The organism is Marinobacter salexigens (assembly GCF_002806945.1).
GTDB lineage: Bacteria > Pseudomonadota > Gammaproteobacteria > Pseudomonadales > Oleiphilaceae > Marinobacter > Marinobacter salexigens.
The window spans coordinates 225,872-249,633 of sequence record NZ_NIHC01000005.1; the positions used below are offsets into that span (position 1 = coordinate 225,872).

The 23,762-nt window shown below is 53.7% G+C and carries 18 protein-coding genes; 2 read left to right on the plus strand and 16 right to left on the minus strand.

What is annotated here, in order from left to right; genetic code table 11:
* The first annotated feature begins 15 nt into the window (after nucleotides 1-15).
* A complete protein-coding gene (gene plsB / locus CDH47_RS11240) occupies nucleotides 16-2,484 on the plus strand; it encodes a glycerol-3-phosphate 1-O-acyltransferase PlsB (RefSeq protein WP_100639989.1) in 2,469 nt (822 codons plus the stop codon).
* An 8-nt stretch (nucleotides 2,485-2,492) separates the two neighbouring features.
* On the opposite strand, the gene CDH47_RS11245 is transcribed toward plsB, so the two are convergent.
* The 9 genes from CDH47_RS11245 to cysM all read right to left on the minus strand — a co-directional run bounded on the left by CDH47_RS11245 (nucleotide 2,493) and on the right by cysM (nucleotide 14,534).
* Nucleotides 2,493-3,341 carry a class I SAM-dependent methyltransferase gene (locus tag CDH47_RS11245; protein ID WP_100639990.1) on the minus strand — a complete coding sequence of 283 codons (849 nt, stop codon included), beginning with the start codon at nucleotides 3,339-3,341 and terminating at the stop codon, nucleotides 2,493-2,495.
* 12 nt (nucleotides 3,342-3,353) lie between these two features.
* Nucleotides 3,354-4,052 carry a tRNA (adenosine(37)-N6)-threonylcarbamoyltransferase complex dimerization subunit type 1 TsaB gene (tsaB, locus tag CDH47_RS11250; protein WP_100639991.1) on the minus strand — a complete coding sequence of 233 codons (699 nt, stop codon included), beginning with the start codon at nucleotides 4,050-4,052 and terminating at the stop codon, nucleotides 3,354-3,356.
* Nucleotides 4,053-4,085: 33 nt separating this feature from the next.
* Nucleotides 4,086-4,739, minus strand: a complete 654-nt coding sequence (adk, locus tag CDH47_RS11255) for an adenylate kinase (RefSeq protein WP_100639992.1) — start codon at nucleotides 4,737-4,739, stop codon at nucleotides 4,086-4,088.
* A 201-nt stretch (nucleotides 4,740-4,940) separates the two neighbouring features.
* Nucleotides 4,941-6,314 carry an HDOD domain-containing protein gene (locus tag CDH47_RS11260; RefSeq protein WP_100639993.1) on the minus strand — a complete coding sequence of 458 codons (1,374 nt, stop codon included), beginning with the start codon at nucleotides 6,312-6,314 and terminating at the stop codon, nucleotides 4,941-4,943.
* A 61-nt stretch (nucleotides 6,315-6,375) separates the two neighbouring features.
* The gene (gene ppc / locus CDH47_RS11265; RefSeq protein ID WP_100639994.1) at nucleotides 6,376-9,021 is read right to left on the minus strand and encodes a phosphoenolpyruvate carboxylase; all 2,646 of its coding nucleotides are present in this window, start codon (nucleotides 9,019-9,021) and stop codon (nucleotides 6,376-6,378) included.
* Nucleotides 9,022-9,114: 93 nt separating this feature from the next.
* On the minus strand, nucleotides 9,115-9,969 hold the full coding sequence (mazG, locus tag CDH47_RS11270) for a nucleoside triphosphate pyrophosphohydrolase (RefSeq protein WP_100639995.1): 855 nt from the start codon (nucleotides 9,967-9,969) through the stop codon (nucleotides 9,115-9,117).
* Entirely contained in the window at nucleotides 9,966-12,206 is a 2,241-nt protein-coding gene (gene relA / locus CDH47_RS11275; protein ID WP_100639996.1) for a GTP diphosphokinase, read from the minus strand. The genes mazG and relA overlap by 4 nt, the downstream gene beginning before the upstream one ends.
* A gap of 58 nt (nucleotides 12,207-12,264) precedes the next feature.
* Entirely contained in the window at nucleotides 12,265-13,614 is a 1,350-nt protein-coding gene (gene rlmD, locus CDH47_RS11280; protein WP_100639997.1) for a 23S rRNA (uracil(1939)-C(5))-methyltransferase RlmD, read from the minus strand.
* 26 nt (nucleotides 13,615-13,640) lie between these two features.
* Nucleotides 13,641-14,534: a cysteine synthase CysM gene (gene cysM / locus CDH47_RS11285; protein WP_100639998.1), complete on the minus strand. Its 894-nt coding sequence runs from the start codon at nucleotides 14,532-14,534 to the stop codon at nucleotides 13,641-13,643.
* A gap of 221 nt (nucleotides 14,535-14,755) precedes the next feature.
* Between cysM and CDH47_RS11290 the strand changes: the two genes are divergently transcribed.
* A complete protein-coding gene (locus CDH47_RS11290) occupies nucleotides 14,756-17,632 on the plus strand; it encodes an ATP-binding protein (RefSeq protein ID WP_100639999.1) in 2,877 nt (958 codons plus the stop codon).
* A 30-nt stretch (nucleotides 17,633-17,662) separates the two neighbouring features.
* Here CDH47_RS11290 and pdxJ read toward each other — a convergent pair whose 3' ends face one another.
* Genes pdxJ through lepA form a run of 7 tightly spaced genes read right to left on the minus strand, consistent with a single transcriptional unit; the run spans nucleotide 17,663 to nucleotide 23,756 of the window.
* On the minus strand, nucleotides 17,663-18,403 hold the full coding sequence (gene pdxJ / locus CDH47_RS11295; protein ID WP_100640000.1) for a pyridoxine 5'-phosphate synthase: 741 nt from the start codon (nucleotides 18,401-18,403) through the stop codon (nucleotides 17,663-17,665).
* A complete protein-coding gene (recO, locus tag CDH47_RS11300; RefSeq protein WP_100640001.1) occupies nucleotides 18,393-19,124 on the minus strand; it encodes a DNA repair protein RecO in 732 nt (243 codons plus the stop codon). Before recO ends, pdxJ begins: the two co-directional genes overlap by 11 nt.
* Nucleotides 19,125-19,148: 24 nt before the next feature.
* Nucleotides 19,149-20,066: a GTPase Era gene (era, locus tag CDH47_RS11305; protein ID WP_100640002.1), complete on the minus strand. Its 918-nt coding sequence runs from the start codon at nucleotides 20,064-20,066 to the stop codon at nucleotides 19,149-19,151.
* Nucleotides 20,066-20,755 (minus strand): ribonuclease III, encoded by a 690-nt coding sequence (gene rnc, locus CDH47_RS11310; RefSeq protein WP_100640003.1) that lies wholly within the window; start codon nucleotides 20,753-20,755, stop codon nucleotides 20,066-20,068. Before rnc ends, era begins: the two co-directional genes overlap by 1 nt.
* Nucleotides 20,752-21,141, minus strand: a complete 390-nt coding sequence (locus CDH47_RS11315; protein WP_100640004.1) for a DUF4845 domain-containing protein — start codon at nucleotides 21,139-21,141, stop codon at nucleotides 20,752-20,754. The genes rnc and CDH47_RS11315 overlap by 4 nt, the downstream gene beginning before the upstream one ends.
* A 27-nt stretch (nucleotides 21,142-21,168) precedes the next feature.
* The gene (gene lepB / locus CDH47_RS11320) at nucleotides 21,169-21,942 is read right to left on the minus strand and encodes a signal peptidase I (protein WP_100640005.1); all 774 of its coding nucleotides are present in this window, start codon (nucleotides 21,940-21,942) and stop codon (nucleotides 21,169-21,171) included.
* An 11-nt stretch (nucleotides 21,943-21,953) separates the two neighbouring features.
* Nucleotides 21,954-23,756 carry a translation elongation factor 4 gene (lepA, locus tag CDH47_RS11325; protein ID WP_100640188.1) on the minus strand — a complete coding sequence of 601 codons (1,803 nt, stop codon included), beginning with the start codon at nucleotides 23,754-23,756 and terminating at the stop codon, nucleotides 21,954-21,956.
* Nucleotides 23,757-23,762 lie beyond the last annotated feature (6 nt).

Genomic DNA, 23,762 nt, shown 5'->3' on the forward strand with positions numbered 1-23,762 from the left:
TCGGAGCGTCATTTTATGCGTCTTTACCAGGGTATTCGCAGCCTGATTCTGACACTTTTCCGGAAGATACTGTTTTTGTGGGTCCGGACAGATGTCAGCGGGAACAGTGTTGACGCGCTGGGCCTTTCGCCCGACAAGCCTGTTTGCTACGTACTGCAGTACCACTCTTTGTCCAGCCGCCTGGTGCTTGAACAGGAAGTGGTGCGTGCACAACTGCCAGGTGCTAACACATCGCTTCCGGTTAAAAACAGCCCCTCACACTCGTTCTTTTTTCTGTACCCTCGGGCTGGCAGGTCGTTTCGCCGGCGCCTGGCACCGGCTCCCACCCCTGAATTTCAGGCGTTAGTACGCTACGGCCTTGAGAACCCCGAAAAGGAGGTTCAGATTGTTCCTGTATCCCTGTTCTGGGGTCGCTCTCCAGACAAAGAAAAATCCCTGGTAAAACTGCTTTTATCTGACACTTGGTCTGTCGCGGGCCGCTTGCAGAAACTCCTGATTATCCTTGTGCACGGCCGCAACACCTACGTGCAGTTCAACACGCCATTCCACCTGTCGCAGATTATAGAAGAGCATCGCCACAGCGAAGAGCGCGCTAACCGCAAACTTGCACGCATCCTGCGCACCCATTTCCGCAAGGTTCGGCAAGCTGTATTGGGGCCGGATCTATCACACCGGAGAACGCTGGTAGAGGGCCTGCTAAGAACTCAGGCAGTCAAAGAAGCTATCCGGGAAACTGCAGTCAAAGAAGACATTGCCCCAGAGAAAGTGCGCGCACGAGCCTACAAGTATGCTGATGAAATAGCTGCCAGCATGTCCATTGTCGCCATCCAGATTTTTGAGGTGCTCCTTGCCTGGTTATGGAATCGCATCTACAAAGGCGTTGCGGTTAACAATATTAGGGTCGCCAAAGAGACTGCGCAGAATAATGCTGTAATTTATGTTCCCTGTCACCGGTCCCACATCGACTATCTATTGCTGTCTTACGTGCTCTACAAAAACGGCTTGATGCCACCGCATATCGCTGCTGGCATTAATCTGAATATGCCGATTGTAGGGCCGATTCTGCGGCGGGGCGGTGCTTTTTTCATGCGCCGAAGCTTCCGGGAAAACCCTCTTTATGGCACGGTGTTTAATGAATACATGCATGTAATGCTCACCCGCGGCTACTCGATTGAGTACTTTGTGGAGGGCGGTCGCAGTCGCACCGGCCGCATGCTGCAGCCCCGCCCGGGCATGCTTGCTATGACAGTCCGCAGTTTCCTGCGCGACCACAGCAAGCCGATCGTTTTTGTTCCGGTTTACATCGGGTATGAAAAGGTGATGGAGGGACGTTCTTACCTCGGTGAACTCAGAGGCAAGAAAAAGCAGAAAGAAAGCGTATTCGGGCTCGCCAAAACTGCCCGTAATCTTGGTAGTTCCTTTGGCAAGGTTGCCGTAAACTTTGGTGAGGCCATACATCTGTCTGACGTGCTGGACGATGTCCGGGACTGTTGGCGAGACGAGGCATACAGCTCAGAATATCGTCCTGCCTGGCTTAACGGAGCGGTTTCTGAGCTATCACAGCGTGTTGCCTCCAGCATAAACGCATCTGTAGCGGTAAATCCCATTGGCATGATTGCAACTGTGTTACTGGGTGCGGAAAGGCTGGCTATGGATGAGGGCCAACTTATTCGCCTGGCAGATCAATATGCGGATCTGCTGAAGGCCTTTCCGTATGCCGATACCGTAACCTTGCCGGAAGGTACTGGAAAAAACTGGGTTACCTACTGCGAGTCCATGGGCCTGGTCTCACGCCAGCCCCAGAAGCTTGGAGATATTATTGGCCTGGAAGGTAGCAATGCCATCCTGATGACTTACTACCGAAACAACATTCAACATCTTTTTGCACTGCCTGCATTGGTCGCCAGTCTTTTCGAAAACAAGAGCTCACTTGCGCGGGAAAGAATCGTATATCTTGCGAATGTAGCCTATCCCTATATCCAGTCAGAGCTGTTCCTTAAATATCCGCCTGACAAAGCGGGTGCTGTCATCAACCAGTGGATTGACGTTCTGGTAAATCAGGGCCTGTTGGTTGCCCAGGGTAACGAACGAATCGCGCGCCCCGAGGAAGGCACCGAGGCCATGCTGCGCCTCAGAGTATTGTCCCGATTCATCATCCAGACGGTGGAGCGTTACCACATCGCCCTGGGCATACTGCGCAAGAACGGCTCGGGCACGATCACCGCAACTGAACTGGAAGAACAGTGCACGTTACTCGCGGAGCGCATGTCTATTTTGTTTGGGCTGAATGCACCTGAGTTTTTCGACAAAAGCCTGTTCCGTAACTTTATTGCTAACATGCAGAACAATGGCGTGATTACCACAGATGACAAGGGGCTACTTTGCTACGGCGAGGGACTGGATGAAGTGGCGGATGATGCCCGGCTGGTACTAAGCGTGGAGAAGCGCCAAGCTATTCAGCAAGTAACCATGCTGGGCGTGTGACAGTGCGGCTAACGCTGGGGCAGCGCTCGGATTGGATAAATGTCGTAGCGGCTGCTTTTTCCCTCTATGCGAGTGCTTGGCTCTGGCCCTGGAATGGCAGGAGCCTTGCGCGGCCGTTTCACCACCACCCGATACTTTGCAACTTTCAGCGCCGCCGCCAACAAAGCCTCTGAGTCGTCATCATCTCCAACAATAGTTCTGAAGACCTGCATTTCCTTCTTTACCAGCGCTGACTTATCCCTTTGGGGAAACATAGGATCAAGATAGATGACATCGGCCGCATGAGTTGCGTCTGATTGATCTTCGGCGTTCGCCAGCCAGTCAATGCTACTTCCAGATCGCAATGTCATCCGTGCAATGATGGGTGCGCAATCCATATTCAAAGCAGCCCGGGCCAACCCGTCTGCCAGCAGCGCATGGATCACGGGGTTACGCTCAAACAAACTGACCTTGCAACCAAGGCCAGCCAATACAAAAGCATCTTGCCCAAGGCCCGCGGTGGCGTCCAGAACATGCAAACCGGCTTTTGTTTTCTGCAAGCCGACTGCTCGTGCTACAAGCTGCCCTGAGCCGCCACCATGCTCACGGCGGTACCCCATTTTACCGCTTACAAACTCGGCCCTCACTGGCCCCGGAGCGCCTTTTCCAGCTAACTGAACGCATAATCCGCCTGCATCCAGGAACAGCAACGCATGGGCATTCCGCACGTCTTTCGGGCTCACAATGCCAAGATAAGGTAAGGAAAGCTCAGAACTGAGGAATTGAGCCTGGTGTTCGTCACCAAGTTGGCTTCTGGCAACAGCCAACGGAATGATCCCGTTTGGGGAGTCGGGATTGCCGGCATTAGGGCGTGACATCAGTTCAAGACCTCACTCACGACCCGGCAATTTCTTCCAGGTAACCTCATCACGAATGTACACAGGCTGCGCCTGCTGCGCCGGTACTGCCAAGCCCTGTTTAAACTTCATAGCAGCCAGACGCGCTACCCAGCCAGCTCGGGGAATGAGGGTCTCATCCACCGAAATGACAGCACCAGCAACTTCTGCCGTCATACTGTCGCAGAATGCCCAGCCCTGCCCTGCACCAACCCATTGCGACACTCCAGGCTCCAAAGTAGCTTTGGAAGGCGCACAGACCCGCTCTTCGCCAAGCAACACAGGTAAACCTGAGCAATTTCGGAAACAGCCCCAATAGAGCTCACTCATACGGGCATCAAACGCGACAGCTATACCTTCGCCTTCGTTCACCTGCAGAGCCTCAATTGCTCCCAAAGCAACCGTCTCCAGCGAGGATACAGGCACGACTGGAAGATCAAGCCCCCAAGCCAGCCCCTGTATGACACCGGTAGCAATGCGCACCCCGGTAAAGGATCCTGGACCACGGGCAAAGGCCAAAGCATCAAGCTCAGCTGGTTTCAGCCCCCGCCCTGCAAAGAGCTCACGCACCATTGGCATCAGAAGACGTGTATGGCCCCTGGGAGCAATCTCAAACTTCTCGGTAAGCTCACCTTCAACAAAAAGGGCTGCAGAGCAGCCCTCTGAGGAAGTGTCCAGCGCCAAAAGTTTCACAGGCGTGAATAGCCTCGGTTAAACATCAGTGGATTACTTGAGACGAGCACTAATCTGTTCGCGGATATCATCCAGGCTGCCAACACCCTCAACACTCACATACTCTGGCGCTACTTCCGGCTCTGTCTTAGCCAGATTCTGATAATAGCCAATCAAAGGGGCAGTCTGGTCATGGTAGATCTTCAGGCGATTGCGAACAGTTTCTTCTTTGTCATCTTCGCGCTGCATCAGCGGCTCACCGGTTTCGTTATCTTTACCTTCCACTTTGGGTGGATCGTATTTGACGTGATAAATCCGGCCACTGCTCTCGTGCACACGGCGACCAGACAAACGGCTAACGATTTCCTCGTCGTCCACAGCAATCTCGACAACATAGTCGATAACAATACCCTGATCCTTCAAGGCCTCAGCCTGGGGAATTGTGCGGGGGAAGCCGTCCAGCAAATATCCGTTTTTGCAGTCTGCTTGTTTAATTCGCTCTTCAATCAGCGCAATAATAATGTCGTCAGACACTAAACCGCCTGTCGCCATCACTTCTTTTACTTGCAGCCCAAGTTCGGATTCTGCTTTAACAGCTGCCCGCAACATATCGCCAGTGGAAATCTGGGGGATACCAAAACGCTCAGTAATAAACTGGGCTTGAGTCCCTTTTCCCGCGCCTGGTGCGCCTAACATGATGATTCGCATAACGCTGTGCTCCCGTTTTCGTTATTAAAGTTTGAAAAGTTGTGGCAAAAACCTGTGCCTTTGCGACAACCTCTCCCCCCGAAACTGGCGTCAACCACGTTCGGCGATGGCGCATTATACGAAGTCAGGCACTTCAGAGAAAGTCGACCTCCGTATCATCTTCAGTAAACGCCCACCTAACGGAAGCGAAGGGGATTAATGTCAAATGTTCAGTGACGAAGCCAGAGCGTCCAGTTCGGGGGCAACCTCATCAATTTCAGCCCTCAACTCTTCCATTATTACGGGCTCCAACTCCAGCCCTTGCAGCAATGCCGGTATATCATCAGGGTTGAACTCGTCCCCGATGCTCCGCTCCTTCAACAAAGCGTTCGCCAACTGAACCATCATCACATAGTTACCATGTTCACCCTGATAGCCTAGCTGCTGATGCACGCCAGCCGCCTTGACAACCGGATCTGGCAGCTCCCAGAGCCGATGCAGAATACCGCCGATAGCACCGTGTCCTACAGAAATGATTTCCTGCTTGCCACCTTGCCCGAATACCTGCTGCTCCAGCGAATGCATGCTGGTTTCAGGGTTAGCTTCACGCAGCCTGTTAAGCTCTTTAAATTCTGCCGGGAATAAATGCCCCACCAGCAACAAACCGAAGTTATGCAATAAGCCACACAGGTATGCCAGGCCTTTGTCTGCATCGCAGCGCGGCGCCAAACGTTGACACAAGAAAGCGCAGTAAAGCGAATGGCGCCAGAAGTTATCCATTCCCAACATACCGCCTTTGGGCACATCAAACGCACGAACCGAGGCAATTCCCAGAGCTATATGGGCAACCCGATCAAAACCCAACACACGGGTTACGGCTTCCTGAACAGAGTTGATCTGGCCAGGATAATTGAACAGGGCTGACCGAGCATAGCGCATCACCTGCGCCGTCAAGCTGGGATCAAACTCAATAAGTTCCGCAAGTTCGCGGGCAGTGGCCTCAGTATTGGAGGTCAGTCGCAGGAGACGTAAGGCCAGTGCTGGCATGGGTGGCAACCGGTAGAGTTTTTTCAACTTTCCGGCCACCTCTGCCAAGGTCAATACTTCCCGGGCACCATCATTCCCAGGCCCACGGATTGCCAGGCTCCCTTCCCGGCTACCGGCCATCGCCAAGCGCAGCGAGCGCCCGTCCAGCTCGACCAGAGAGTGATCTGTACCACTGGAAAACACAGCCCGCTCAGCCCCGACAACATCTTCGTCCAGTAACACCGGCAGCTCGTACGCGTTACCAATTGGCGGCGTAAAGCCGGGGTCACAATCACTGAACAACCGGGTACTCTGCTGCATTGTAAGAGGTTGCAGGTGGCGGCCCGTCAATTGCCATAGAGCCTCCGTATCAAGAACACTGTCGTACTTGTGAACAACCATCACAATGCCGCTGATATCGATCAGCAATGTTGCTCTGATGGCGTCTTTGCGGGACGCCCCCAGGGCAGACACGGCTGCATCCAGGCTGGCAGCGCGATTGATGGGCAACTCCTGATAGGCTATACCCTGCTGATTGAAAAAACGCTCCAAGCGTGCTGCGAGAGCCAAAAGAGTACTCCTGTTGTCCATGGCAAGGGCGTTCTGGCCCCTTATCCGTTCTCAGTCGTTTTTATCCGGTGTTGCGCATTCCGGCGGAAATCCCCGCCATTGTAACCTTAAGTGCACGCTCTACCAGTTCAGGAACCTCACCCTTACCTTCACCCTCCCGGTCACGCTTCAGCAGCTCTGCCTGGAGATAATGCAAGGGATCTGTGTAGGGGTTGCGCACACGCATGGAGTGAGCAAAAACTGGCTCGTCCTCCAACAATTCACTCTGCTCCTTGAGTTCCAGCAGGCGCTGAACACACCCTTGAAGGCGCTCACCCAGACTGGCTCCCAGTGCCAGGAGCTCATCATCGTCCAGCAGGGTTTTTTCATAATAATTGGCGATGCGCAAATCTGCCTTGGCCAGAACCATTTCAAGCATGTCTACATAGGTGCGGAAAAATGGCCATCCCTGCATCATGTCACGCAACACAGGCAGGCGCCCGTCTTGAGCGGCGTCTTCCAGAGCCACATCACTACCCAGCCAGCTAGGCAGCATCAATCGCATTTGAGTCCAGGCAAATATCCAAGGAATGGCTCGCAGGCTTTCTACGCCCCCGCTGGCCTTGCGCCGGGCCGGCCTGCTGCCCAGAGCCAGCTTTCCCAGAGCTTGCTCAGGAGTGACCTGACGAAAATAAGGTACAAAATCCGGGTTCTCCCGAACGACTTCCCGATAAGCCTTGAGCGAGCGCTCCGATAACCAGTCCATGGTGTCACGCCAGGCATCTTCAGGCTCAGGAGGCGGCGCCAGCGTCGCCTCAATGACCGCGCTGGTGTACAGCGTCAGACTTTGAACCGCAAGCTGGGGCAGGCCAAATTTAAACCGGATCATTTCACCCTGTTCGGTAATCCGGAAACTGCCGTTTACCGAACCGGGAGGTTGCGAAAGAATCGCACGGTTAGCCGGACCACCGCCCCGGCCAACGGTGCCGCCACGACCATGAAACAGGGTCAGGTGTACACCGTACCGACCCGCCACTTGGGTGAGCTTCTCTTGTGCCTGATATTGTGCCCAGGCCGCCATGAGCTGGCCGGCATCCTTGGATGAATCCGAATAGCCAATCATCACTTCCTGTCGACCCTGGCAATAATCCCGATACCATTCCACCTCATACAAGGCAGCCATGCTTTCAGGTGCGCCGCGCAAGTCGTCCAAGGTCTCGAACAACGGCACCACCCGCATGGGGAATTTCATGCCCGATTCACGAAGCAGCAGAATAACGCTCAGTACATCCGACGGCTTACTGGCCATGGAGATAACATAGGAGCCCAAGGCTTCGGGGGTTTGCTGAGCGACCACTTCGCAGGTAGCCAGTACCTCACGCACGGATTCCGAAGGCTCCCAGTTACGGGGAACCAGCGGTCTGCGCCCTTGTAGCTCCTGCAGCAGGAATGCCTGACGGTCTTTTTCCGGCCAGGAAAGATAGTCCCCCAACCCCAGATACTCCACCATTTCGGCAACCGCTTCTGCATGGCGAGTCGCCTCTTGGCGAATATCAAGCCGAATCAGCGGCAAGCCAAAGGTATGGGCACGGCGGATAGTATCCAGCAGCGCCCCTTTGGCGATGTGCTCAAGCCCGCACTCAACCATTGAGCGATAACACAACTCAAGGGGCGCGGTCAGGTCTTCGTTTTCAAAAAGAATGCCATTGGTGTCGGCAGGCTCGCCGTTGATCCGGGCCTCGGCCCAGTCCCGGGTTCTGATCAGACGGTCGCGCAACTCCGCCAGCACGTGCCGGTAGGGCTCCCGGGAATCGCCAGAAAGGGCTTGCAGCTCGTCACTTGCCTGCCACATGGAAAGCTCCGCCCGCAGTGACTTGATGTCACGAAGAAACAGATCTGCTGCCATCCAGCGCCCGAGCATGAATACCTTTTGAGTCACCGGGTGGGTCACATTCGGGTTGCCATCTCGATCACCGCCCATCCAGGATGCAACCCGCACCGGTGATGCCTGTAATGGCAATCCGTTCCCGGTTGCATCGTGAAGCGACGAGTCCAGGTCCGCAAGAAAGCGTGGCAGAGCTTGCCAAAGGCTGTTTTCGATAACGGCAAAGCCCCACTTGGCTTCGTCAACCGCCGTGGGGCGCTCATGGCGAATTTCATCTGTGTGCCAGGCTTCAGCCACAAGGCGCGACAGGCGCCCGACAATCGCTTCCCGCTCTGCCGGTAACAGATCATCATGATCCAGACTGGCCAGGCAGTCTGACATCTCATCGTATTTCATAATGAGTGTGCGGCGAGCCACTTCTGTAGGGTGTGCCGTCAGTACGAACTCCACCCGCATGTCTGCTACACACTGGTGCAGCGCTTCGGCACTGACGCCACTGTTTTTCAGGCGCTCGAACACTTCGGCCAAGGGCTCAATCATGAGATCGGATTGGTGGCCGCGCTTGCGACGAATGCCATGATATTGCTCAGCCAGATTCGCGAGGTTGAGAAACTGGTTAAACGCCCTGGTAACGGGGAGCAGCTCATCGTCACTCAGCTTTCCAAGAAGGCTGACCAAGCGTTGGCCAGACCCACTTTCCTGGCGGCGATCGGATTTGGCGGCTGCCCGGATTTCCTCAATCAACTCGAAGCATTCCTGGCCGGGGTGGCGCTGTATGCTCTGCCCCAGCAGTTCGCCCAGCATACGGACATTTTCTCGGAGATCAGGGTGTAGCTCGGTCACGTTGGCATCCTTATAAATGGCAGGAAACACAGTAAGCTAACGATACTAAGGAATTGCCGGGTAAGTCTATTAGCGTTTGCGTGGCGGGTGCTGTCAGGTCTTCTTTTCCACACCCTTTACGGACTGCCAGACTGCATCAAGGGCTTCGAGACTTTCACCATCAAAGGAACGGCCCTCTTTATCAAGCGTCTCTTCGATCGCTTTGAACCGTGCCTCAAACTTGTGGTTGGTGCGCCCAATTGCCTGTTCCGGGTTAACCTTCATAAAGCGCGCCAAATTGACACATACAAACAGCACGTCGCCAAGCTCATCCTCAACCGCATCACGGTTCCCCAGCCCGGCTTCGGCAGCCTGCCATGCTTCCTTCAGTTCGTCGATCTCTTCATGGAGCTTGTCAAACACCGGCTCTATATTCGGCCAGTCGAACCCATGCCTTGCCGCCCGCTTCTGCAATTTCTCCGCGCGTACCATTGCGGGCAATGCCCGTGCAATACCATCAAGCCGACTTGGGGAGGGTGTATCCGCTGAATCTGATTTTTGTTCCTGCGCCCGCTCCTCTGCCTTGATACGCTCCCAGCTTTCTTTGATCCAGGTTTCGCTTGGCCGGTTATCCGGGTCAATACGGCTTTCCAGCGTACCTTGGGGAAACACATGTGGATGGCGCCGAACAAGCTTGCGCACGAGGTTGTCGACTACTGAATCAAAACCGAAATGGCCTTCTTCCGCCCCAATCTGCGAATAGAAGATCACCTGAAACAGCAAATCACCCAGCTCATCCTCGAGGTTTCCGTAATCCTCCCGCTCAATGGCGTCCGCCACTTCGTGGGCCTCCTCAAGCGTATGCGGCACAATACTTCTGAAAGTTTGTTTTGTATCCCAGGGGCAACCGGTTTCAGGATCGCGTAGCCGGGCCATCAATACTTTCAGGTCGTCAATGGTGTATGTCATAAGCGCTTGCGCCTGACGTCAATAATGTTGGGCAGGTTGCGGATCTGCGCCAGCAAACGCGCCAACTGCTCAAGGCTGGAGATTTCCACCGTCACAATCATGGTTGCGGTGTTGTCATCACGGTTGGTCATGGTGTGCAGTGCAAGGACATCGCTCTTCGACAACGACAGCACCTGGGTAATATCCCGCAGCAAACCGGATCTGTCGTAGGCTTCAATTTCAATATCAACCGGGTATACAGAAGCCTGCTGGCCGCCCCAGCTCACCTCAATGATCCGGTTGGGCTCAAGCTCTTGCAGGTTAAGGAAGGTAAGACAATCCTGCCGATGCACGGTCACACCCCGCCCAATGGTGATATACCCACCTATTGCATCCCCCGGCAAAGGCTTGCAGCACTTCGCCACCTGGGTTTTCAGCTTACCCACACCCTGGATGTGAATATCCGACTCCGTATCGTAAGGCTTACGGCGCTGGGCAGACAGCTTCAAATCAAGCTGCTCGGATTTTGGCTCCAGTAATTGCTGGGCAACATTGGCAACGTGCGCCGGGCGCAGATCACCCGCCCCCACCGCCGCAAACATATCTTCAGCGCTATGGTAATTCACTTTAACTGCAAGCTGACCGAGATCCACATCGTGCAGCGACAGGCGGCGAAATTCATCTTCAATGATGGCGCGCCCATCAACAATATTTCGCTCACGGTTTTGCTGCTTGAACCAGTGCGTCACCTTGGCCCTTGCGCGGGAGGTTTGGATATACCCGAGATTGGGGTTCAGCCAATCCCTGCTGGGAGAGGGATTATTCTTGGAGGTCAGCACAAAGACCTGCTCACCTGTCTTCAACGGGTAGGTCAGTGGCACGATCCGGCTGTCTACCCGCGCGCCCCGGCAAGCATGACCGATCTCAGTGTGAACCCGGTAAGCGAAGTCCACAGGTGTAGCACCCTGGGGCAAATCAACAACGTGCCCATCGGGCGTAAAAACATAAATTCGGTCTGATACAACGTCGGTTTTAAGGTGATCTGCCAACCCAGACAGATCGCCCAATTCCTCCTGCCACTCCAGCACCTGACGAAGCCAATTGATCTTGGCTTCGTAGCCGGAAGACTTTTGGTTTTTATCCGTACCTTTGTATAGCCAGTGGGCGCAAACACCTAATTCGGCATCCTCGTGCATTCCGTGGGTACGAATCTGAACTTCCATTACCTTGCCGTCAGGCCCGATAACCGCTGTATGCAGGGATTGATAGCCATTCTCCTTGGGATTGGCCACGTAATCATCAAACTCATTGGGAATATGGCGCCAGAGAGCGTGCACGATCCCCAAGGCGGCGTAACAGTCTTTCACTTCAGGCACAAGAATGCGAACGGCCCTGATATCGTATATCTGTGAAAAGTCGAGGCCCTTGATACGCATTTTTCGCCAGATACTGTAGATATGCTTGGCGCGACCGGAGAGCTCGGCTGCAATTCCAGAGGCCTTCAGTTCCCCCTGAAGCGTATCTATAACACGGCGAATATAGCCCTCCCTGTCCAATCGTTTTTCATCCAGAAGCTTGGCTATTTTCTTGTACGCTGTTCCATGCAGGTAGCGGAACGAAAGGTCTTCCAGCTCCCACTTGATGTGCCCGATACCCAGGCGATGGGCCAAAGGTGCATATATATCAAACACTTCACGAGCCACCCGCATACGCTTTTCTTCCGGCGCATTCTTGACACCGCGAATAGCGCAGGTGCGCTCAGCAAGCTTGATCAGTGCAACCCGGACATCATCAATCATGGTTACCAGCATCTTGCGGACGTTGTCCAACTGGCCTTCACTCTGCCCGAGCACATTGCCTTTTAAAGGATGATGGATGGAAGAAATGGCCGCCATCTGCTGCACACCGTTAATCAGCATGGCTACTTCTTCACCGAACTCCTTGCGAATCACCTCAAGGGCTACCCGCTCTTCCCTCACTGCCCGGTAAAGGATTGCCGCAATAAGACTGACCTGATCCAGGCGCAACTCCGCCAACACCTGCGCCATTTCAATACCAATGCGGTAACTGCTGGAACCAGAAGCCCACAAACGGTCTTCCCGGTATGCCTGTAAGTCGATTTCAGCGGCCTTTTCACAGGCCCGACGAAACTGAGCGACATCATCCAGATGGGTCAGCGAGGAGATTTGCTGTACCCAGCCATCGATATCGATCTGGCCATCGCCATCCACTGCATAGTCTTCGCGAACTTTTACCATATCTGTCTTGTTATTCCTGGTGATTCACGCAGCAATCCCTTGCTGCGAACAACAACATTCAGTGAGAGTTGCGCTCAAACAGCGCTATCGACTCCACATGCGTAGTGTGAGGAAACATATCCATCACACCGGCGCGTACCAACCTGTACCCGTTGCGGGCCATTACACCTGCATCCCGAGCCAGAGTGGCGGGGTTGCAGGACACGTATACAATGCTTTGGGCACCGAATGCGGTCAGGTACTTGCAGATTTCTTCTGCCCCGGAGCGCGGCGGATCGATCAGGATTTTATCAAAACCCTCCTGCGCCCAACTCTGGCCGGTAAAATCACCGTGCAGATCTGCTCCGTGGAACGCCACATTGGCAAGCCCGTTCAGCTTCGCATTCTCGCGGCCCCGGACAACCATAGCATCATCGCCTTCCACGCCAATCACCTGCCCGCCCTTGCGCGCAAGCGGGAGCGTAAAGTTACCCAGACCGCAGAACAGATCCAGAACCCGCTCACCCGGCTGCACATCCAGCCATTCCACGGCCCTGTTTATCATGGCTTTATTAATGTCTGCATTGACTTGGGTAAAGTCCATGGGATGAAACTTCATGGTGAGATCAAACGCATCAAGGCGATAGCTGAGACGCTCATCAGCTTTGTCGGCTGATTCCGGCCAGATACGGTGCACGGTATCCGGACCTTTGGGCTGCAGATAAATATGCAGGTCATGGGCCTGGCCAAAGGTAATCAGTTTTTCCCGGTCGCCACTGCTCAGGTCATCCATGTTACGGAATACCATTGCCGCAGCATCGTCGCCACAAGCAACTTCTACCTGAGGAATCCGGGCATAGGCATCCATACTGTGCAGCAACTCACGCAAAGGAACAATGCGTTCGCCAATGCGTGGATCCAGCACCACACACCGATCAATATCCGTCAGAAAGCTGTTTCTCTTCTCTCGAAAGCCTACCAGTACCGATTCACGAGCCTTAACATAGCGCACGCCCATACGGGCTTTGCGGCGATAACCCAAGTTGCTTTCCGGGCGCAGCGGCGCAATCCACTCTTCCGGTTCTATACCACCAAAATGCGCAAACTGCTCTCGCAGCGTGTTTTCCTTAAATCGGATCTGCGCATCACTGGCCATATGCTGGAGGCTACAGCCACCACAAAGATCAGCAAACTCACAGGGAGGGGACTCACGATCCGGGGCGGCTTCCAAAACCTCAAGCGTGCGCAACTCATCAAATTTACTGCGAGTGGAGACTACTTTGGCCATAACGGTTTCACCCGGTAAGGCGCCATCGACAAACAGAATTTTTCCGTCCTGACGAGCGATACCGCGGCCATCATGGCTAAGCTTCTCCACTTCACAGCGTACGGGTTCCGTAGGAAGTGCCTTCCTGCGTCGTCTGCTCATAGTTTGTTCTCTTGGTGTCGTCAGATTCAGGCGCCGGGGAACACGCCAGTGGATAAATAGCGGTCGCCGCGATCACAGATAATGGCCACGATTATCGCGTTTTCAACCTGTTCGGAGAGCCTGAGTGCGGCCGCAATGGAGCCCCCGGATGACACGCCGCAGAAAATTCCTTCCCGCTCTGCAAGCGCACGCATTGTGTCTTCAGCCTCTTGCTGTCCAATATCAAGCACTTGATCCACGCGGGTCGCGTCGTATATGCCGGGCAGGTAGGCTTCTGGCCAACGGCGAATTCCTGGTATAGAGGCGCCTTCCTTTGGCTGCAATCCTATAATGCCTACATCGGGATTGCGTTCTTTCAGGTACTGGGAAACACCCATAATAGTGCCCGTGGTACCCATCGAGCTAACAAAATGCGTTACTCGCCCTGCGGTCTGCTCCCAGATTTCAGGGCCAGTTGTGCGATAGTGGGACAAAGGATTGTCCTGGTTGTTGAACTGATCCAGCACTTTGCCTTTACCTTCCGCATCCATTTTCAAAGCCATATCACGGGCAACTTCCATGCCCTCCTCCTGGCTTACGGTAATGATCTCGGCACCATAGGCCCTCATGGACGCCCGGCGCTCTTCGCTCATGTTGGATGGCATGATGAGTGTCAGCCGATAGCCCTTGATAGCGGCAGCCATGGCCAGCGCAATGCCGGTGTTTCCACTTGTAGCCTCAATCAATGTATCACCAGGTTTAATTTCACCCCGGCGCTCGGCTTCCTGAATCATTCCCATGGCTGGCCGGTCTTTAACAGAGCCTGCGGGGTTATTACCCTCCAGTTTTGCCAGAATCACATTACTGGTGTCACCAGGAAGGCGCTGCAATCGAACCAGAGGCGTATGCCCGACAAAATCTTCTATCGTAGGAAAATGCATATATGAACCCTGTGGTACACTTTTGGGCTGGCATGATACGCCTTATAGCCCCGGTCGCCCAATACAGCTTCTGGCTAAATCCATGACTGAAGGCTATATGTGTAGTGTTTTTTCCCGTTCGGCCGGCATGTTTACCAAAGATACCTGTGCCCGGACGAACTACTATTACAAGGACGTAACCCGCTCAGCCGGCGGTGTTAAGTTAGCTGCAGGAATCTGGTATGCGACGTTGGGGCATTCGCAAAAAAGTACTGGTGGTAACGCTTGTTCCCACCCTTATCACCACCCTTATGCTTGGGCTGTTTTTTACCTATAGCTGGGTTAACAATATTGAAAGCCTGCTGGAGGATCGTGGCGAGTCGCTCTCCCGCCAGCTGGCGGCCGGCTCGGAGTATGGTTTGTTTACAGCAAACCGCAGTCTGCTGAGCAGCCTTTCCAACGCCCTGTTGGAAGAACAGGATGTGCGCTCAATCACCTTCTTCAACAGCGACCGCCGCCGCCTGTTGCACACCGGCCCCGGCAGCTCCGACAACCTCGACAGCCAGGAACTTGCCAGCGACCAGGCAAGCCGTATTACCCGAAAAACCAGCACCCGTTTTGTTAACCCGGTTTTTCTACAGGACCTGATGATCCAGTCCATGAGTGCCCCGGACCCTCAGCAGCCTACCATGGAGCAAAGAGAACCTCTGGGCTGGGTTGCTGTGGAGATGTCCCATATCCGAACAGAGAAAGAAACCTACAAAGCCCTGCTGATATCCCTGCTGCTGGTTCTTGGCGGCGTTGTTTTCAGCCTGCTAATTGCCATGCGCCTCAGCCGTGCATTCACCAGCCCCGTTTTCGAGCTCAACGAAGCCGTTGCAAAGCTGAAAGAAGGCAAACTCGACACCCGGATTCATACGAACGCAGGCCCGGAATTTGAACAACTGGAATCTGGCCTGAACGCCATGGCAGAGGAGCTGAGTAAAGCCCAGGCCGAAATGCAACAAAATATTGATCAAGCTACTGAAGACTTGCGAGAAACCCTGGAGACCATTGAAATTCAGAACATTGAACTGGATTTCGCTCGTAAGGAGGCTCTCGAGGCCAGCCGAATAAAGTCCGAATTCCTGGCAAACATGTCCCATGAGATCCGCACCCCGCTCAATGGCATTATCGGCTTTACCGAGCTACTGCTCAAAAGCCCTCTACCCCGCCAGCAACGGGACCACTTGAGCACCATACGCAAATCTTCCGAAATCCTGCTCACCATCATTAACGACATTCTGGACTTCTCCAAAATAGAGGCTGGCAAGCTGATTCTTGATCGCGTTCCCTTCCAACTAAGAGACATAGTGGAAGAAGTGATGGTGATGCTGGCCCCTGCAGCCCACAGCAAAAACCTGGACCTTGTACCCTTGGTGTACAACGACGTGCCGGATAACATCATGGGTGACCCTTTGCGGGTAAAGCAGGTGATTACCAACCTGGTTAACAATGCGATCAAGTTCACCCAGACCGGTGAGGTAGTGCTGCGCGCAAGCCTTGAAGACGAGGACAAGGAAAACAACCGCGTCATCCTCCGGCTGAGCATTACAGATTCCGGGGTAGGTTTGTCCCGGGCTCAGCAACAGTCACTGTTTAACGCATTCAGCCAGGCAGATGCCTCTACTGCCAGGCAATATGGTGGTACCGGCCTTGGGCTCGCAATTTCCAAGCGCCTGGTGGAAGAAATGGGAGGCCAGATTGGACTGGAAAGTGAGCTGGGTAAAGGCTCCACCTTCTGGTTCACACTGACACCCGAGCTTTCTTCGGGTGGCGAGGCCGGCGCCCCACGAGACGCTCTGCAGGGCGAGCGGGCTATATATCTGGAGCATCAGAAAACCTGTGGTCTTGCCGTTGAGCACCATCTGCGCGAATGGGGCATGACGGTTGATCGCGTTACATGTCCGGGCACCATGCAGGAGAAAATAGAAGAAGCCCAGAAGAGCCAGTCAGGTTATGCCGTAGCCATCGTTGGGATTACCCGACACCTGCTGAATTCGAGCCAGTATTGCGGGCTGGTAAGAGCCATAGAGATTGAGCGGGACTGTCGCACACTGCTGCTGACGCCAACTCTGGAAATCCACGACACTCCTCTAGCAGGGCTCGCCAGCGGCCACCTGACGAAGCCCATACGCCGCGATGCTCTGTACGATGAGCTACTGCTCCTGGTCCATGGCATTAATACGTCCGGGCAAGGTATTTCGCGCCAGGATCACTCCGCGCGCCTGCCCGCTCCTGTGAATGTGCCCCGGGTGCTGGCAGTAGACGACAACGACGCCAATTTGAAGCTGGTCATGACCTTATTGGACGACTATCAAGTAGATGCCGAGGGTGCGTCCAGCGGTTTTGAAGCCTTGAGCAAAGCCAGGAAAAAGGCTTTTGACCTGGTGTTCATGGATCTACAGATGCCGGGCATGGACGGTGTGGAAACAACCGCGCGACTTCGTGAACTGGATAACAGTAACCACAGAACTGCCATCATTGCACTAACGGCACACGCCCTGTCTGATGAACAGGAAAGGCTGACCCGCCAAGGGTTTGACGGTTATATGCCCAAGCCCATCAGCAGCGAGCAGTTGGCAGAAACCATATTTGAATGCACCGGTTATCTATGCCAAGGCTCGGGCCAAACAGGCCGTATTCCTGTACCCGAAGTACGGGATACAAGGCGCGCCCTCAGACCCTCTACCCGGAAAATGCAGCGGGAGTGCGTCAACGTGCATGAAAGTATTCAACTGGCTGCAGGCAAAGCAGATTTAGCAGAGGAGCTGTTCAGCATGCTGCTGGAACAATTGCCAGCAGATTTCAACAACATTGAGCGGCTCTGGGGCAAAGGGAATCTCGAGGGCTTGCTGGAGTGCGTGCACAAGGTTCACGGTGCCACGCGCTATTGCGGCGTTCCGGAACTCCGCAATGCCGCAAACCGCTTTGAAACAGCACTGAAGCGCTCTGAACCAGACATGGAGCTACAGAAAGATCAGCTGATGTCAGCTATTGAGCGCTTGCAAATCTGGAGTGACCAGACCGATTGGCAGAGCATGTTCCGGGAACACCACCAGCGGGCTGAAACCAGCTGATGGTGGTGTAACTGCACGTTGAAGTACCGGTCAGCCTTGCGTGCTCGCCTGGACAATAATTGCTTTCATATCTTGAACAGCCTCTTTGAGGCCGCTGAACACCGCTCTGGCTATAATCGCGTGTCCAATATTGAGCTCGTTAATACCTGGGATAGCCGCAATCCGCTCGGTATTGTGATAGTGCAAGCCATGTCCTGCGTTTACAATAAGGCCTTTACTTCGGGCATAGGCTGTTGCCTCTGCCAAGGCCTTGAACGTTGCTTCTTGGGCTTCCTCACCCACCGCCTCAGCGTACTCGCCCGTGTGCAATTCGATTACCGGCGCACCGCAGCGAACAACCGCGTCAATCTGTTCCGGGTTAGGGTCAATAAACAGGGAAACCTCAGCGCCAATTTCCGCTAGACGTTTACATGCCTTCGCCACTCGTTCTTCCTGGCCAACAACGTCCAGACCACCCTCAGTTGTCAGCTCTTCCCGCTTTTCCGGAACCAGGCACACACACTCGGGGCGAATTTTCTCAGCAAACTCCAGCATGGCATCGGTAACAGCCATCTCGAGATTCATTTTGGTCTGCAGCATTTCTTTCAGCAGCAGCACGTCACGATCTTGGATGTGGCGTCGATCTTCCCTGGGATGAATAGTAATCCCGTCTGCGCCTGCTTCTTCTGCAATCAATGCAGCGTGAACCGGATCGGGATAACGCGTTCCCCGGGCCTCACGTAAGGTGGCAATATGATCGATATTGACACCAAGCAATACTCTAGGACTCATGTCGTTCTCCCCTATGGTGATTGAAAAGACTGCGACTGTTCAGCGGTCGCCCCTGAAGCAGATAATCTGTCAGGACGCGCATCACTCGCTTTGATACCCGGCGGCTTGTCGTGGTTTCGTAATCTCCACCGGCAAGGGCCAGTAGCGTTTCCCCGGGCAAGTTCTGCAAACGCACGCCCGTTGTGGCAGCAGCAACAATACCTTGTTCAGGGTCGTAGCAATAGGTGTGCGTGGCAAGAACAGGCTGACCTGTGTCCATCGCCAGATCCCAGGAAAAATCGTACCCGAGAGCGGCTGCAAATGCCTGCTCAAATTTTCGCAGTACCGGCTCTACATCCGGCGTTTGTGCTAGCTGCGCAACTGCTTCAATGTATGCGGCAAAGAGAGTTGGGTGAGGGTCTGCCTGTGGCAGTACGCGCTGTATCAGTTCATTCATATACAGCCCGCTGTAGAGAGCTACCGTGCGCTGTAACGCCGGGCCATCACGAACATCTACATCCGTCAGGGCTTTCAGTTCGCCGCGCCCGGTCCAGCCTAGCACCAATGGCTGAAAGGGCTGGAGCTGAGCTTTCAGAGGACTCTTGTTACCACTGGCACCGCGGGCTATAACACTGAGACGACCATGGTTCAGGGTAAAAAGGTCTACCATGAGACTGGTTTCCCGCCAGGGCCGGCGGTGAATCACGTAGGCTGGCTCCTGGTGTTGCGCATCTTTTCTCATAGTGCCTCAGCGGGCATGGCGGCTTTAGAAGTCGTTCATGCCCAGACTTTTCAGAGCACGATCGCTGTCGGCCCAGCCACGCTTCACTTTCACCCACAACTTCAGCATGACCTTGCTATCAAACATGCGCTCCATATCGGCTCGGGCTTCCTGCCCAATACTACGAAGCCGGTCACCTTTATCGCCAATCATGATTTTTTTCTGACCTTCTCGCTCCACAAGAATCAACGCCGATACGTGCAGGGTTTTGCCATCATGCTTGAACTCTTCAATTTCCACGGCAACAGAGTAAGGCAGCTCAGCGCCTAGCTGACGAGTGATTTTTTCCCGCACCATTTCTGACGCCATAAAGCGCTCGCTGCGATCGGTTATCTGGTCATCGGGATAAAAGTGAACGCTCTCTGGCAAGAAGCGGCTCACCGCCTCTTCCAGTGGCTCCAAATTAGTTTCCTTCAATGCCGACATCGGAATAATCTCGGCAAAGTTCCGCTTTTTGGAAAGCATGTCCAGGTGCGGCAACAGGTTTTCCCGCTTCTCAATCCGGTCTACTTTATTTACCGCCAGAATAACCGGACACTCAAGCTTGCTCAATTTTTCCAGCACCATTTCGTCAGCCGTTGTCCAGGCAAGCTGATCCACCACAAAGACAACAACATCCACGCCAGAAAGTGCCGAGGTAGCGGCTTTGTTCATATAACGGTTCAGAGCCCGCGGCTCTTCCACGTGCATTCCCGGTGTGTCTACATAAATCGCCTGTACCGGGCCTTCGGTTTTAATACCCAAAACCTTATGGCGTGTGGTTTGTGGTTTACGGGAGGTAATGCTCAACTTCTGCCCAAGAATATGATTCAGCAATGTCGACTTGCCCACATTGGGGCGGCCAACTATCGCAACAAAGCCACAACGGCTATCAGGGTTTTCCGGGCGGGTAATATCATTCATCAGGGTGTCTCCACGCCGAGTTGTTTCAGCGCGCTACGGGCTGCTTCCTGCTCCGCTATGCGGCGGCTGCTGCCCACTCCACTGGTCTTTCGATCCAGGGAAGGCAACACACAGGACACATGAAATGTCTGGTTATGGGCTTCACCGTTTACAGTAATGACATCGTATCTCGGCAGTGGAAACTGCCGGGACTGCAGATATTCCTGTAGACGGGTTTTAGGGTCTTTCTGGGTATCCTGAAGATCGAGCTGCTTCAGTCGGGGTTCAAACCAGCGCAATATCTGTTCGCGACAAGTGTGAAAATCACTGTCCAGGTATATAGCACCAATGACTGACTCTACTGCATCCGCAAGAATGGATTCGCGGCGAAAACCCCCGCTTTTCAGCTCGCCGGAGCCTAGCCTCAAATAGCTTCCCAACTCGAACTCCCGGCCAATTTCCGCCAGGGTTACCCCCTTTACCATTCGCGCCCGCAACCGGCTCAAGTGGCCTTCCCGGGCTTTATCGAAATTCAGGAACAAATACTCAGCAATCACCATATTAACAATGGAGTCGCCAAGAAATTCAAGCCGCTCATTATTCTGGTTGCCATAACTCCGGTGCGTAAGCGCCAGCATCAGGCGTTCCGGCGACTTGAACTGATAGCCAATGCGCCGTTGCAGTTGATCGAGGTCTGGTTGCGAACTCACTTACCCTTCATCTCATAGCTGTGCTGAAAGTGAACAATGGAGTCAATATTGCGAAAAATATTAGTACGGACCTCATAGTCCACGCCAATCAAAACAAGCTCACCATCTTTCTCGACCGTGATATTTTGGGTGTCGAAACTGCGAATACTATTCACGCTCAAGCGCTTATTGATTAGCGTAAGAATCTGAGCGGGTCCCATCCGTGACAGGCCTTCGGTACCGTCTAGGCTCTGAAGTGCTTCCTGAATGGTATAATCGTCCATATACGCCGGCCCAACTTTAATCAGCAGTGTGAGCAAGCTGCCAAAAAACAGCACCATAATCAGGATAACAAGCGCTGAAGCACCACCTTGGCGGCTCATAGCCGAGAGATTATTCTTCTTCATTACATCGGAACTCCGGAATAGTAAATATTACTCAATGCCGCCAACCCGCTTGAAGGATGGCAGACTGGTGAGGGATTTCCAGTGCATCCAGATTGCAAAGGCCTTACCCACAATCAGCTCATCGGGCACCGTGCCCCAATAACGGCTATCGTTACTGTTGTCGCGGTTGTCACCCATCATGAAGTACTCACCTTCGGGTATTTGCCACTCACCCTCTCCGGCAGCACCCGGGCGTCCCATGGTCAGGAAAACATCGTGCTCTGCCTCACCCAGTTTTTCCCGGCGTACCTCCACCGGTGGCAGACGCACCACAAATTCGCTTTCAACCTTCTCGCCATTAATGTGCAGCTCCTTGTTACGGTAGCTCACTGTATCCCCAGGCAAACCAACCACCCGCTTGATGTAATTGGTTTTGCCGTCTTCGGGATAGCGGAAGACCATTACATCGCCTCTTTCAGGCTCTCCGATGCTGAAAACCTTGGTTCCGGCAACTGGCAGGCGTAACCCATAGGCGTACTTGTTAACCAGAATAAAATCGCCAACCTCCAGAGTCGGCAGCATGGAACCCGAAGGAATCTGAAAGGGCTCCACGAGGAAAGATCTGAGGATGAGAACAACCGCCAGTACAGGGAAAAACGAACGGCTGAGGTCAACCAGGTACGGCTCTTTAGGTAGATCATCAGCGGTATCTGCAGGAGCTTCTGCAAGGCGGCGCTTACGCAAAAACAAAATATCTGCCAGCCAGATCAACCCTGACACCAGGGTCAAAACAACCAGAACCAGAGGAAAATCAATATCCATCAAGATGCCTTCTAATTATCGACTTTCAACACGGCAAGGAACGCTTCCTGAGGTACTTCGACATTTCCTACCTGCTTCATGCGTTTTTTACCTTCCTTCTGCTTCTGGAGCAGCTTTTTCTTTCGGCTGACATCGCCGCCGTAACATTTTGCCGTTACGTTTTTCCGCAGTGCCTTAACACTGACCCTGGACACCACCTGATTACCGATAGCTGCCTGAATAGCTATATCGAACATCTGACGGGGAATCAGCTCTTTCATCTTCTCTATGAGCTGACGCCCTTTGTAGTGAGACTGATCTTTGTGAACAATCAGCGCCAGAGCGTCTACCCGATCACCGTTTATGAGAACATCCAGGCGCACCAGATTCGCCGTCTGAAAACGGACAAAATGGTAGTCAAGAGAGGCAAAACCGCGACTGGCTGACTTAATGCGATCAAAGAAATCGAGCACCACTTCGGCCATGGGTAGCTCGTAGGTCAGTTGCACCTGATTGGTCGTAAAATGCATATTTTTCTGCACGCCACGCTTCTCTTCACAGAGCGCTATAACGTTACCTAAATGCTCTTGGGGGACCAGAATACTTGCTTCAACAATAGGCTCCCGCATTTCCTCAATTGAGCCAACATCCGGCAACTTTGAGGGGCTGTCCACCGACAAGGTCTCGCCCTGTTTGGTCAACACCTCGTATATAACAGTGGGTGCGGTGGTAATCAGGTTTATATCGTATTCGCGCTCAAGGCGTTCCTGAATGATTTCCATGTGCAACATGCCAAGGAAGCCACAGCGGAACCCAAAGCCCAGAGCGTCTGAACTTTCAGGCTCATAGAACAGGGAAGCGTCATTCAGGGTAAGCTTTTCAAGCGCATCACGGAAATCGTTGTAATCATCCGCGCTTACAGGGAACAGACCGGCATACACCTGGGGCTGAACCCTTTTAAACCCCGGGAGCATGGGAGTTTCTTCGGAAAACTTGTGGTGCACAATGGTATCGCCAACCGGCGCACCGTGGATATCCTTGATACCAGCAACCACAAAACCTACATCGCCGGCTTCCAGTATATTCGTGTCGTGAGGCTTGGGGTTAAAAATCCCTACTTTATCGGCGCTCCAAGCCTTGCCCGTCGACTTGAGAACAATCTTGTCGCCTTTTCTCATAACACCCTGGGTAACCCGGACAAGCGAAACGACACCCAGATAGTTATCGAACCAGGAATCGATGATCAAAGCCTGCAGCGGCGCAGATCGATCACCCTGAGGCGCCGGAATTTTCTTGATGAGGTCTTCCAGAACATCTTCTACGCCCATTCCGCTCTTGGCAGAACAGCGCACCGCATCTGACGCATCAATCCCGATGATATCTTCTATTTCCGCAGCTACCCGCTCCGGCTCGGCCTGGGGCAAATCCATTTTATTCAGTACCGGTACAACTTCCAGACCCTGCTCGATGGCCGTGTAGCAGTTGGCGACCGACTGGGCCTCAACGCCCTGACCAGCATCTACAACCAGCAGCGCGCCTTCACAAGCATAGAGCGAACGCGACACTTCATAGGAAAAATCCACGTGCCCCGGGGTGTCAATAAGGTTCAGTTTGTAGACCTCGCCATCCCGCGCCGTGTAATGCAGCGTAACGCTCTGGGCCTTGATGGTAATGCCCCGCTCCCGCTCCAGATCCATGGAATCCAGTACTTGCGCGGCCATTTCCCTTTGGGTCAGGCCGCCGCAGATCTGGATAAAACGGTCTGCAAGGGTGGATTTGCCATGGTCGATATGGGCAATAATAGAGAAGTTACGGATTCGGCTCAGTTCAGTCACAGACAA